General features: G+C 40.3%; 10 protein-coding genes. 2 read left to right on the top strand and 8 right to left on the bottom strand.

All coding sequences use genetic code 11. The annotated features are described in order from the left end of the window. The 8 genes from BMY21_RS15365 to BMY21_RS15330 all read right to left on the bottom strand — a co-directional run. Positions 1-344: helix-turn-helix domain-containing protein (locus BMY21_RS15365; protein ID WP_143064254.1), on the bottom strand; the 344-nt coding region annotated here is incomplete at its 3' end. Between the two features lie 82 nt (positions 345-426). Continuing rightward, a complete protein-coding gene (locus tag BMY21_RS15360; RefSeq protein ID WP_074645735.1) occupies positions 427-1215 on the bottom strand; it encodes an alpha/beta hydrolase in 789 nt (262 codons plus the stop codon). Between the two features lie 105 nt (positions 1216-1320). Beyond that, complete coding sequence (locus BMY21_RS15355; RefSeq protein WP_074645734.1) at positions 1321-2076, bottom strand: TIGR02757 family protein; 756 nt, start codon at positions 2074-2076, stop codon at positions 1321-1323. An 18-nt stretch (positions 2077-2094) separates the two neighbouring features. Next, the gene (locus BMY21_RS15350) at positions 2095-3561 is read right to left on the bottom strand and encodes a response regulator transcription factor (protein ID WP_074645731.1); all 1467 of its coding nucleotides are present in this window, start codon (positions 3559-3561) and stop codon (positions 2095-2097) included. 2 nt (positions 3562-3563) lie between these two features. Then, positions 3564-5363 carry a sensor histidine kinase gene (locus BMY21_RS15345; protein ID WP_074645728.1) on the bottom strand — a complete coding sequence of 600 codons (1800 nt, stop codon included), beginning with the start codon at positions 5361-5363 and terminating at the stop codon, positions 3564-3566. Positions 5364-5481: 118 nt separating this feature from the next. Next, on the bottom strand, positions 5482-7116 hold the full coding sequence (locus BMY21_RS15340) for an extracellular solute-binding protein (RefSeq protein WP_074645726.1): 1635 nt from the start codon (positions 7114-7116) through the stop codon (positions 5482-5484). Positions 7117-7222: 106 nt separating this feature from the next. After that, entirely contained in the window at positions 7223-8107 is an 885-nt protein-coding gene (locus BMY21_RS15335) for a carbohydrate ABC transporter permease (RefSeq protein ID WP_074645723.1), read from the bottom strand. A 12-nt stretch (positions 8108-8119) separates the two neighbouring features. Beyond that, entirely contained in the window at positions 8120-9091 is a 972-nt protein-coding gene (locus tag BMY21_RS15330; protein WP_074645721.1) for an ABC transporter permease, read from the bottom strand. A 243-nt stretch (positions 9092-9334) separates the two neighbouring features. Here BMY21_RS15330 and BMY21_RS15325 point away from each other — a divergent pair, with 243 nt between their 5' ends. Together BMY21_RS15325 and BMY21_RS15320 are read left to right on the top strand one after the other, a co-directional pair. After that, the gene (locus tag BMY21_RS15325; RefSeq protein ID WP_074645719.1) at positions 9335-12706 is read left to right on the top strand and encodes a 1,3-beta-D-glucan phosphorylase, GH149 family; all 3372 of its coding nucleotides are present in this window, start codon (positions 9335-9337) and stop codon (positions 12704-12706) included. A gap of 83 nt (positions 12707-12789) precedes the next feature. Further along, positions 12790-13064, top strand: a 275-nt coding sequence (locus BMY21_RS15320; RefSeq protein WP_439895610.1) for a hypothetical protein, incomplete at its 3' end; no start/stop codon positions are given.

Here is a 13064-nt window from a genome sequence, read left to right as displayed (position 1 = left end):
TTTGATCGCCTGCCTTGTTTCTGGAACAGAGCTTCTGTACCACCGGTAATATATTTCTTTCGCCATGCACAGATAGTTCCAATATTTGTAATACCAAAAATCAATGAAGTCTGTGAATCAGAAAGACGATGCTCTTGCTGATAGTTTAGCACTTTTAGTTTAAATTCTCCGCTAAAATTTCGCGTTGGTTCTGTAAATTTTCCGTTTAATTTGTACTGGGCAATCCACTGTCTAATTTGACTTGAATTTACTCCATATGCTTTTTCCTGTTGTTCTGGACTTATATGTTTTTCAATATAGTCTAAGACAATCTTTAATTTTAACTCTTTTGAGTATTTAGACATAAAAAATGCACCTCCTTAACTTGAACTTTATTTGTCCAACTTTAGGGGTGCACTTCACTGACCGCCTTTTTTTAAATTCAGCTTAATCCTTGAAAGCTTCCGGAATGAACTTACCGGCCCATTCCTGCCAGAAGTTCATATCGTGGATGCCAGGACCTTCCTGGTAAACGTGTTTAACACCTTCATCTTCGAGGAACTTGTGGAACTCACGGTTGCGTTCAAGAAGGAAGTCTTCAGTTCCGCAGGCCATCCAGATATCAGGAAGTTTTTTACCGGCAGCCACCTGCTTTTTCATAAGGTATTCAGGATTATTATCGCTTTCCTTAAGTTTCGCAGGATCGCCGAAACACATTCTGTAGTAATCATAATTTGCTACAGGATTACCTTCGCCTTCTTTCATTTTAGCAACTTCGTTATGAATGAGAGCTGAAGAAAGTGCTATAACCTTTCCGAACTTTTCTGGATAAGCAAAGCCTGTATGAAGTGCACCAAAGCCACCCATTGAAAAGCCCATGATATATGTATCATCTGCGCTCATTGCAAGATTGAAAGTTTTACGAACGTATTCAAGAAGTTCAACTCCAAGGAAAGTTGCAAACTGTCTGCCTGTAGCAGGACCATCAATCCAGAAAGAATTTTCGCCGGTTGGAATTACTACTGCAAAGTTATACTGCTCTGCAAGATTTCCAGGAACCCAATTGAAAGCTGCTCCACTATAACCGTGAAGGAGGAAAAGTGTCTTCATTGGTTTGTCATCACGCTTGAGGTCATTGCGTGGAAAGTCACGGCGGATATCGTTTGGAATCTGCATTAAAAATGAAACGTCACGTTTGAGGACGTCGGAATAAAATCTTATTGAAAGGTCTGCCATTGAAATCTCCTGTTTTTTAGTTAATCGTTTTATCAGATTATATCATAATTCTAAAAGATTTTAATAAGAGATTTTGATTAAATAAATTTATTCTCTGTAACTGGACTATTTATCTACACCGACGCCGAATAAAGCGAAATCGCCGCGACAGGGGTCGCCTGGGAAAACTTCGGATAGGGCGGAAGTTAGTAATTCTGCAGTTTTACGGGAAGCAGCAGCTTTTTCTGGTATGAGACCAAGTTTTGCCGCCTCCTGCATTACGTGAGTATCGAGGGGTATAATGAGCGATGAGGGATCTGCCCATTTCCAAAGTCCGAGGTCCACAGGAGAATTGCGGCGCACCATCCAGCGCAGGAACATATGGACGCGTTTATTGGCGCTGGTTCGGCCTTTTGGAACTATTGCGGAATTTGGAAAGGCGGATGCGATGATGTCAGATAAATTATGAACAGCTGTATATTGAACCTCAAAAAAATCACCGAGACTGTCGGCACGTTTTAAGATTTCTGCAAGTTCTCCAAAGAATATCTGCATGTCATCATAGGAATAGAATCTGTAAAACTTAGTGATGCCATTCGGAAAGTCTTTAACGTGCGCACCAGTTTTTAGCCATTCGCTTATACTTCCTAACGAACGGTCGGCAGTTTGCAACACTTCACAGATTTTTGGAATAAACTGTTTTCTATTTCCGAACGCAAGCATTGCCGCAATAAAAGAAGCGGCTTCGACATCTGCAACTGTACCTCGCCCAGCCTCCGGCTCATACCAGCGGAGAAACTGTGACGGGTCAGCATCACAAAATGACGACACCTCATACTTGTCTGCAAGTTTACGTAATTTTTCTTTCAGTTCAGCATTCATATCAGTGAAAGAATAATATCACGAAATATGCTTGTTGCTCCACTCAGTTGGAGACATACCTGTTTCTTCGCGGAATATCTTCATGAAATATTTTACATCAGAAAAACCACAGCGTTCTGCAACTTCATAAACTTTGTAGCAGCCCTTTTCAAGAAGCTTTTTTGCCTCATCAATTCTAAGACGCTTGAGGTATTCGTTAAAGTTTACGCCTGTATGCTCTTTGAACTTTTCTGAGAACCAGGTGTAATTTACAGAAACCTGATTTGCTACCATTGCCATGTTTATGTTTTTCTTAAAGTGAGTTTTTATGAATGCAAGGGCTTCTGTAATGTACGGAGATTCTTTAGTATCCTGTTTCAACAACGCTGCAAGATAAACTGCGTAATCAAGTACACTGCTCTGCCATTCCGGAAGATTTGCAAACTCAAAAATGTTTTCTATCATTATGCTTTTGATATGCAGGTACATGTCTGAATCTGTAAAGCCCGGATATCTTGTAAACATATTTGAAGTAATTTTTCTATATAAATAACAAAGGGTTTCTGAATTAAGTTTTGCGTTGTCATTAAAACAGTTGAAAAGATTTTCTACATCTTTCTGCGCTTCTTCCGGAGAAGCAATATCACAATGGCTGATCATTTTTTCATAGCCTTCATCAAGCTGAGTAAAGTCGCTTATGTGAGTATCATTTTCCCAATAATACAATCCGCCTCGTCTTTGTCGTTCCAGCATCATTCCGGTTTCGGCATCAAAGAATGACTGCATTGCGGCGGTTCTTGCCTGACGTCTCATTGTTCGAAGCATTGAATAATCATCGGCTGGTCCTGAAATTCCTACGATATAGGTATCCAGATAAGTCGGATCATATTTAACTTCAACTCCATCAAAAGGATAAACTAACAGTACGGAATTTCGTGTCTGTTCAACAACGTAGTATCTTCTGTCATGCATTACAGCTTCGACTGCCTGAATAGGATTTTTTCCATAAATAACAATACAGCGAAGTCCATTCTTTATTGTGATTTCCGGAAGACCTGAAACATCATCAAGGCGGCCCTTCTCTATTATCTGGCGGAACTTCTGTTCATTCTGTTCTTTTTCTTCTTTCTGGGAATTCATAATTGCAGAGTTCACTGCGCTTATAAGTTCTTTCTTATCAACCGGCTTTAGAATATAACTGAGAGCACCACTTTGGATTGCAGCCTTTGCATAAGAAAAATCATCATAACCACTAAGTACTATTATTGCAGGCTTCTGTTTTTCATCCAGTTCAGAAAGCTGCTTCATGAGTTCTACGCCATCCATTACCGGCATACGGATATCTGTAATTAAAATTTCTGGCTTCTTTTCCTTACAGAACTCGAGAGCTTCTTCTCCGTTTTTTGCTTCTATAATCTCCAGCGGAATATCTATTGAATCCAGAAGGATTTTTTTTAGTCCCGCACGAATGAGTTTTTCATCATCTGCCAGTACTATTGTTATCATGATTATTCTCCTAAAGTGTTCTTTAAATTCCGTGGAACAGGAATTTTAATAAGAGTTCCTTCTCCTTTTCTCGACTCGATTATCATCCGATAATCTTTTCCACAGAACATGCTTAAACGCTGCTGAATATTTTTCAAACCGATGCTGCCTTGTGAATCGCGCTCATAATTATCATCCGAAAGATAGGTCATAAGTTCTTCCTGTTTTTCTTTTGGAATTCCTTTTCCAAAATCGCGTACACATAACCAGATTCTGTCTGACTGTGTACCTTCTTCTGTATAAACACGAATTACTGCATCCTTTCCTCGCGGCTCGATTGCATAGAAAAAAGCATTCTCTACAAGCGGCTGCAGACTCATTTTTGGAATAACAATATTTTTATATTCATCATGAATTTCTGTTTGGAGTGAAATTACATAATCATTTCTGATGTTCAAAAGATAAACATACGAACGGATATAATCTACTTCCTCTTCGAGGGTTACTGTATGAACTCTCCAGCGCAGACAATAATGCATAAGTTTGCCAAGAACATTTATGCTTTCTTCTACATCTGTTTCGCCGGCAATTACTGCCTGCATTTTTATTGTTTCAAGTGCATTATAAAGGAAGTGTGCATTTATCTGATTCTGCATTGCCTTCATTTCTGTATCTGCAATCAGATGCTGTTCCTTTTTGATTTCTTCAATCTGATTTCGAAGCTGCTCGGTCATTCTGTTAAAGGTATGCTGAGCTTCAGTTACTTCATCGTGGCCGGTTACTTCTACGCATGCCTCAAGATTTCCTTCCTGAACCTGTTTCATTCCACCAATCAGGTTATAAACACGGCCCATAAGTCGTGAAGTAAGATAGCGGACTAAAAAGTACAAAAGAAAAACCGTAAGCCCAAGTCCAACAAGAATTCCTGCCTGTATTAAAAAAAAGCTTCTCTGCATTTCCTCAGAAGAACAGGTATGCAGAAGAATTATATTCATGTCGGGAACACGTATCCAGCTTGAATAACGAATATCTTCTTTATGACGTAAAATCATTTTTCCGGAATTCAGAATTTCACCCTGCTTGCGGCGGTAAACAGTTCTGTAAAAATCTTCAAAGAGTTCTGGACTTAATGGTGCACGTGAACGCTCTACTATTTCATTTGTGATTGGAATCAACTCCATTTTATTTGTCTGTTCATTTAGAACTTCACGAAAAGCATAGTCATCATTATATTCATTGATTTTTTTGAAGAGGAATGGAAAAAAGTCACTGGTCTTCATTGCTATCTGAATGTAGCCGATTTCCCTGTGATTATTTTCCAGTCTTCTTGTTGAACAAACTGATTCGTATTTTAACGAGCCCTGATTTCCAAGATAGTCTGCCGTGTAGCTATATTCCCAGCGGTCCAGACTTTCAAGGTCTGTTCGTGAAGAATTCATAAAAACCGGCCAGCGTTCTGGAATGAGCGAATTATCACTGAATACGCGAAGTCCATAAATGTTCGGTACAGTTTCAAGTGTACGTTCGAGCATTGTGGTTTCAGAAATCATTGTATCGATTATTTCGTCTTCATTGCTGCGCTCTGGAATTGTAAAGAAGAGCATTAGACGTTTATTACTTTTTACAAGCTGTTCAAAAAGATTAAAGGATTGGATGTTCTTTTGAACCTGTTCGTAGTTTTCTGTAAGAAGACCTTCACTGTTTGCTTCCAGTTCTTCAACACGAGAACGGCGGATAAGTCCCATTGCAGTAATTACTAAAATAAAAAGGGGAATTACGACAATACAGGTATAGGCAAAAACTAATTTTTGTGAAAAGTTCATCCTTATCATTTTATATGATAAACCTCGTATTGTCGAATTCCCTGGATTGGAACATCGCTTCACTTCCCGTAATGACTACCGTAATTGTCATTGCGAGCGAAGCGAAGCAATCTATAATTTACATACCAAGCTTCTTCTTGTTTTCGTTCATAAGCTTAGACTGAGCGGCGATAACCTTATCAACACCCTTGTCTTTCTTATACTGGTTGAAGTCTGCAACGATCTTGTCGAATTCTGCTTCTGAACCTGCACGAATCAACTGTGGAAGAACTTTTCCCCAGCGGCGCTGGATGTCTTCGTAAATCAGCTGTTCGTCTGAACCTACAGGAAGTGTAAGTCCGTCGTATGCTGCATATGAGTGTACGTATGGACGTGTCCAGAGCTGTGGCTGCTCAAGTGAAGGAGCATAGTCAGCACCGAACTGTGCCTGCCAAGCTGTATCCATAAGCATCCAGTATGTGTACTGAACACCAATTTCTGTTTCCTGCTTGTTCTTGTCATTCTTATCAAGATCAGCAATTTCTGGAGTAAGCTTTGGAACTCCGTTTACCATTGTATATGTTTCACCTTCGATACCGAAGTTTGTATCCATCTGACCTTCTTCTGAGATGAGGTAAGAAAGGAACTGAATAGCACGAGCTGGATCTTTACAGTTCTTTGAAATCAAAGTTACTGTCCAACCTGCAATACCACCACCAGCGAGAACTGGATCATCACCCTTAGAGTTCTTTGGACCATCTACAGCAATGTAGATAGAGTTTGGATCACGTGCATAAAGAGCGTTCTGTGGAGCCTGCATATCCCAGTTCTGATAGAGCATACAGAAGTAGCGGCCCTGAGCAGCTTTCTCTTCAATCTGGCTTCTCTTGTCTACGAATACGTCTGTAGCAAAGAGACCTTCTTCGTGAGCCTGGCGGAATGCTTTCATCCAGCGGATATACTCTGGATCATCTGTAAGACCGAGGTCTGCGTTTACGAATTTACCATCTTTTTCTGGAGCAATTGCAAGGAAGTGTGAGAGGTAACCCTGGAGCTGAGAACAACCAGTATCACCGAATTCGTTTGTTCCGAATGGAATAAGTGACTGACCATTTACTGTTGGGAACTTAGCCTTTGCAGCGCGGAGTGCACCAAGGAATCCCTCTGGAGTTGTCATGTCTGGACTTCCGATAGCTTCGTACATATCTTTACGAACAAGGAAAGTTTCGTTTGAAGTAAGTTTTCCCTGATACTTCTCGTAGTCTGTTGAAGTATAAGATGCGTTTGGATATCCGTAGATATGTCCGTTTGGCTGACGATACCAGCCAACCTTTACAGGGTCTGTAACCTTCCAGAAGTATGGATCATACTTGTCTGCAAGTTCATCAAGTGAATAAAGAAGATCTGAATCGATCATCATAGGAATCTGACCTTCCCACCATCCCAAAGTAATGAGATCTGGAAGAGCGTCACCAGCGATCATAGCATTCAATTTTTCAGCTTCGTTTCCTGCAGGAACGATGAAGTTTACATCTACACCAGTTTTCTCTGTAATGTACTTAGAAACTTTTGAATCACCCCAATGGCGTGCAAACCAGCTGAAGTTAATATACCAGTCAAGCTTGATTGGCTTGTCAGCATTTGCTTTCCAACCTGGAACATCAGCAGATGCTTTAGTACCAGTTGTTTTACCAGCTTCTTTCTTGCTGCAGCCTACGAGAGACATAGCAGCAACCATAGCAAAACCTAATGCTACTACCTTTAATTTCTTCATATTTATTTTCCTCCTATAAATATTATCCAAAATGTAAGTTACCAACGCTTCGCGTTGCTTTCGATTCGCGCGTACAAAATCCTGCGCCACTGCTCGGATTTTGCTGCTAACCTTTTATAGAACCAATTAACATTCCCTTTACGAAGTACTTCTGCAGGAATGGATATACACACATAATCGGGAAGGTTGTTACAACCATAGTTGCCAGACGAACCGACTGTGAGCTTACCTGCTGAGCAGAAACGCCGGCAGGCATTGCAACAACTGCCTTAGATGCAGAAGCACTGGCTACAACACGATAGAGGTATGTCTGGATCGGCTGCAGTTCTGATTTGTTGATGTACATAACTCCGGCAAAATAATCGTTCCAGTGGCCGACTCCATTGAACAAAGCAATTGTTGCAATTACCGGCATAGATAAAGGGAGTATAATTTTTATAAAAATCAGCATGTCGTTTGCACCGTCGAGCTTAGCAGATTCTTCGAGTCCGGCTGGGAGGCCGCGGAAGAAAGACATGAAGATTATCATGTTATAAAAGTTGAACAAGCTTGGGATGATGTAAACCAGGAAGTTGTCGTAAAGACCAAGGTTTTTCAACGTAATGAAGTAAGGAATAAGACCGCCACCGAAGAACATTGTGATTGTTCCGATGATTGTATAAATCTTATTTCCCATAATGTGCTTTTTAGAGAAAGCGTATCCAACCATAGCTGTGAAGAAAACGCTTGTTACTGTACCAATCAGAGTTCTGAGAACTGTAATCATAAAAGCTCTGACAATTGTACTGTCCTGGAAAACTGTCTTGTAGCTCTGAAGACTGAACTTTCTTGGCCACAAGTAGATTCCGCCACGGAGAGCATCGTTTGCATCATTGAAAGAAATGATAACTGTATACCATACTGGATACACTGCAATAAAGCAGAGAAGCACCATAATGATTCCGATAATAATGTCACCAGTTGTTACTCTATTTAATCTTGAATGTGTCATTTTTTTCCTCCATTAGAACAACGATGTGTCGTTCAACTTCTTAGTAACCTGGTTAGCAATGAACAGCAGGATGAAAGCAACTACCGACTTAAACAAACCAATTGCCGAAGCATATGAATATCTCATTCCGCGCATAGCAGTCTGATATACGTAGATATCAAGTACGTTACTTCTTGGTGCATTCAAAGGATTGTTCAATACCAGAATCTGATCGAAGTTAGTATTCAAAAGTCCACCAACAGCAAGGATGAACATGATAGTTACAGTAGGAGCAATTGAAGGAAGTGTAATTGTCCAGATCTGCTTCCAGCGGCTTGCACCGTCAACCTTAGCAGCCTCATACATTTCCTGATCAATACCTGCAATAGCAGCAAGGTAGATGATTGCAGACCATCCAAGTTCCTTCCACAAATCAGAAAGAACTGTGATAGCCCAGAAATATTTAGGATAAGCAAGGAAAGCTACACTCTCTTTAAGAATACCCATATTTATGAGAAGCTCATTGAAAAGACCACCATCTCCAAGCCAGGTAGTAAGAATACCACCGAGCACAACCCATGAAAGGAAGTGTGGCATATATGTAATAGTCTGAACCGCTTTCTTAAATCTCATATTTCTAACTTCATTCAAAAGCAATGCAAAAACGATTGGCAGAGTGAAGTTAAAAACCAGTTTAAGAATACTGATTCCTAATGTGTTTGCCATAACATTGAAGAACTCTTCATCTTTGAAGAAGTTGATAAAATGCTGGAAACCACCGTTAGTAGCCCATGGTGTTGTAAAAAATTTCTTGCTGAACAAAGGAGTTGTTATAAAAAAGTTTTTCTTGAAAGCAATTAAAATTCCGTACATCGGGATGTAGTTAAAAATCAACATCCACACAATTCCAAGAAGTGCCATAAACTGAAGATATTTTTCTTCACGTAATCTTACCCAGAAGCTTTTCTTAGGGATTACCGGCAAATCATTGTTTTTCTGTTTCATGACAGTACCTCGCTTACATTTTGGAGTATAGACGCACTTATACCATATGAAAAGTTTGTAAATTTTCAGAAAGGTGTAAATATTTCGGTTTTCGGGGTGTTTTTGAGCATTTTTGTGTTGATTTCCCTGATTTCTTGCTTTAGTTTAAGATTAGTAAGAAGTTTTTTTTATAAACCTGCAGACTGAACCTTGGAGCTGGCTTAGTGAGTTCAGTCTGCGGATTTTATTTCAGGAGGATTTTAGATGAAAAAGGTTAAAGGCTGTTTCACAACATTACCAGGAGAAACTGGCCAGTTCTACAAAATTGAGAATTATGACTGCATGGATGATTTCTTTATGACAATCACAAGTGCATCTGATATATGGAATTTCTGCTGGTCACAGGGTGGAATTACAGCCGGAAGAATTGACTGCGATCATGCAGTTTTCCCTTATTACACAGCAGATAAGGTAAGTGATGCAAAATCATATACCGGTTCTTACACAGCAGTTATGGCTGGTGATGTTATCTGGGAACCTTTTGCAAGTCTTGGAGCCAGTCCTGCTATCCGTCGTCTTGCCGAAAAAAATATCACAAGAAATATCTATAAAAACGCTGCCGGAACAGAAGTCTGGTTTGAAGAAATAAATGAAGATCTGCAGCTTTCTTTCCGTTACGGCTGGACTTCTTCTCCTAAATACGGCCTTGTTAAAAAAAGCGTAATTACAAATCTTTCTGATAAATCAATTTCTGTAAAAGTTCTTGATGGCTGCCGAAATATTCTTCCAGCCTGCGTAACTGCAGATTTCCAGAACAGCAACAGCGTTCTTCTCGATGCCTATAAAAAAACAGATTTAGATTCAACTTCTAAACTTGCACTCTTTGCAGTTTCTTCTATTGTTACAGATAAGGCTGAACCAAGTGAAGGACTTTTTGCAAATGTCAGCTGGTTCAATACAGAAGATGATTTACTGCTTGCACCTGATGCTCCTGAACAGTTTGCAGAAAAAGGCAATATTGAAATAATGGATGTTGTAAAAGGAAAACGTCCGGCAGCTTATATTTGCCGTAACTTGTCTTTAAAAGACAGTGCATCATGGTATCAGGTATTCGATACACGCCTCGATGCATCAAAAATTGCAGTTCTGAAAAAAGAACTCAAAGACCGCACAAAACTCACAGCTTCACTTATAGCAGATATTGAAGACGGTAAAAAACTGATGGAAACTTATATTGCCGAAGCAGATGGTTTCCAGGAAACAGCCGAAACAATGACTTGCGTACATCACTCAGAAAACGTTATGTTCAATATTATGCGCGGCGGTTTCTTTGCTAACAGCGGAAAAATCAGCCTTGCAGACTTTATTAAATTTGTTGAACAGCGCAATAAAGCTCTTGTAAAACTTGCAGAAAAAGTAACTTCTGCAATCACTGCATCAGCAGATAAAGACGGCTTTGTAAATTACGGCGAATTTGAAACTGCAGTTCAGAAAAAAATGAACCCACAGCTTTCACGTCTCTTCTATGAATATATGCCTCTTACCTTCAGCCGCCGCCACGGTGACCCAAGCCGTCCATGGAACCGCTTTAATATTCACCTGCGCGACAACGACGGAAATCCTATCCTGAACTACGAAGGAAACTGGCGCGATATCTTCCAGAACTGGGAAGCACTTGCCTGGTCATACCCACAGTACATAAAAAATATGACTGCAAAATTCCTTAACGCAATGACAATTGAAGGATTCAACCCTTACAGAATTTCCCGCGAAGGAATCGACTGGGAAACTCCAGATCCTGATAATCCATGGGCACAGATTGGTTACTGGGGAGATCACCAGGTAATCTATCTTCAGAAACTGCTCGAAGTTTATGCAAAACTTAATAAGGGACAGCTTGTAAGTGAACTGGGTGAAAAGATTTATGCAAGTTCAAATGTTCCTTACAGAATTAAGTCATATAAAGATATTGTTACAGATCCAAGAAATACAATTGCCTTTGATTATAAACTCAGTTCTACACTGAAAGCCTGTGCTGCAAAAGACGGTTCAGATGCAAAACTTGTAACTGCAACAGGAACTGCCGGACAGGGCGAAGTTGCTATGGTAACTCTGGCAACAAAACTTCTTCAGGTTGTAATTGCTAAGATGGCAAACTTCATTCCAGGAGGCGGAATCTGGCTTAACACACAGCGCCCTGAATGGAACGATGCAAACAATGCTCTTGCAGGCTACGGACTTTCAATGGTAACTCTTTATTACCTGCATCGTTTTGTAAAATTCCTTAATGAACTTTTTGCTTCTTCAGAAGCTCAGACTTTTGTTCTGCCTTCAGCAGTTGCAGATTGTTTCAAGGGACTCGGAAAACTTTATGCAGATTCTCCTGCTAAAAAGACTGCAACAAACGCAGCTCTCCGAAAGAAGTTTGCAGATGAAGAAGGTAAGCTCTTTGAAAAAGAAAGAACTGTTCTTTACAAGAAGGGCTACGGTGCTTCAGAAAAGACTCTCAAGAAAACAGAAATTCTTGCTACCCTCAATTCAATTCTCGAACACATTAAAGCTACAATTGAATTGAACCATCGTAATGACGGACTTTATCACGCATACAACACAATGAAGATAACAGGCTTTGGCCAGGACGGTCTTGGCGGAAAAATGGAAATTGAATATCTTCAGGAAATGCTAGAAGGACAGGTAGCTGTTCTTTCTGCTGAAGTTCTCGAGCCTGCTGAAGTATTGAGCGTTCTTAAAGCTCTCCGTGCAAGCCGCATGTATGAGCCTCGTCAGAACTCTTATATGCTCTACCCTAACAAGGAGCTTGCTGCATTTGAAGATAAGAATGTGATTAAGAGTATTGATGTTGAAGACCTCAGAGCTTTCATTGAAAAGACAGGCGGCTCTGTTCTTTATGCAGATTGCAATGGTAAATTCCATTTCAACGGTGAGTTCCGCAATGTACGCTTCTTGCGTGAATTCTGCGAAGCTCTTCCGGCTGCTAAAAAACCAAAGGCAAAAGAAATGGCTGCCCTCGAAGCTCTTTATGAAAAGACTTTCAATCACCAGAGCTTTACAGGACGAAGCGGTACTTTCTATGCTTACGAAGGACTGGGAAGTATTTACTGGCACATGGTTTCTAAACTGCTGCTTGCTGCTCAGGAGAACACGATAGCCGCTGTGAATAAAAATGCGGAGGCCGACGTGGTGAAAGAACTCTGTGAAGCTTACTATGGGGTACGTGCCGGTATTGGGTTCAATAAGGAGGCCGAAGTGTACGGTGCTTTCCCAGCGGATCCATATTCGCACACACCTTTCCAGCAGGGCGCTAAGCAGCCTGGTATGACTGGTCAGGTAAAAGAAGAAGTTCTGACACGCTGGGGCGAACTCGGTGTAGATATTGAAAACGGGCTTGCTCAGTTTAAGCCGGTAATTCTAAAGAAATCAGAATTCTTTAAGGACGGAACACTCAAGTTCACATGGTGTGGAACTCCTGTAACTTACAAGCTAACTAACGATAGTTCGTCAATTACAGTAAACGGCAAACGCCGTGACGGAACAGTTCTTACTGCTGCAGAAACTGCAGACCTCTTTGCCCGCAACGGCAAAATCAAAGAAATTATTGTAGAAGTTAACCTGTAAAATTATAGGTGAGTATCTATAAAAAATCCCCGGCATTGTGATATGTACCCCCTTTTCTGGACAAACAGAAAGGGGGTATTTTTATGCATCAACATTACTCGTATGAGTACAAAAGACACTGCGTTGAAATGTACAAACAAGGGTTTTGGGAAGAAACTCCAGAACATTTCAAAGATCCGCAAGATTTCCATAAGATGATTCGAAGATGGAAAAAGATAGAAGATGCCAATGGACCAGAGGCATTAAAAATCAAAACAAAGAAAAAGAAATGGAGAGCTTCAGAACGCTATGAACTTGTAGCACAAGTTCTTGCTGGTAATTCAATAAAAGAAGTTTCATGTAATGCAGGAATAGATTC

Source organism: Treponema bryantii (assembly GCF_900111035.1).
Classification (GTDB): domain Bacteria; phylum Spirochaetota; class Spirochaetia; order Treponematales; family Treponemataceae; genus Treponema_D; species Treponema_D bryantii_C.
This window is presented reverse-complemented; position numbering and strand designations above follow the sequence as displayed.

Excerpts from the sequence above, each read along its gene's own strand:
- BMY21_RS15360 (WP_074645735.1), bottom strand. The coding sequence starts at position 1,215 with ATGGCAGACCTTTCAATAAGATTTTATTCCGACGTCCTCAAACGTGAC.
- BMY21_RS15355 (WP_074645734.1), bottom strand. The coding sequence starts at position 2,076 with ATGAATGCTGAACTGAAAGAAAAATTACGTAAACTTGCAGACAAGTAT.
- BMY21_RS15350 (WP_074645731.1), bottom strand. The coding sequence starts at position 3,561 with ATGATAACAATAGTACTGGCAGATGATGAAAAACTCATTCGTGCGGGA.
- BMY21_RS15345 (WP_074645728.1), bottom strand. The coding sequence starts at position 5,363 with ATGAACTTTTCACAAAAATTAGTTTTTGCCTATACCTGTATTGTCGTA.
- BMY21_RS15340 (WP_074645726.1), bottom strand. The coding sequence starts at position 7,116 with ATGAAGAAATTAAAGGTAGTAGCATTAGGTTTTGCTATGGTTGCTGCT.
- BMY21_RS15335 (WP_074645723.1), bottom strand. The coding sequence starts at position 8,107 with ATGACACATTCAAGATTAAATAGAGTAACAACTGGTGACATTATTATC.
- BMY21_RS15330 (WP_074645721.1), bottom strand. The coding sequence starts at position 9,091 with ATGAAACAGAAAAACAATGATTTGCCGGTAATCCCTAAGAAAAGCTTC.
- BMY21_RS15325 (WP_074645719.1), top strand. The coding sequence starts at position 9,335 with ATGAAAAAGGTTAAAGGCTGTTTCACAACATTACCAGGAGAAACTGGC.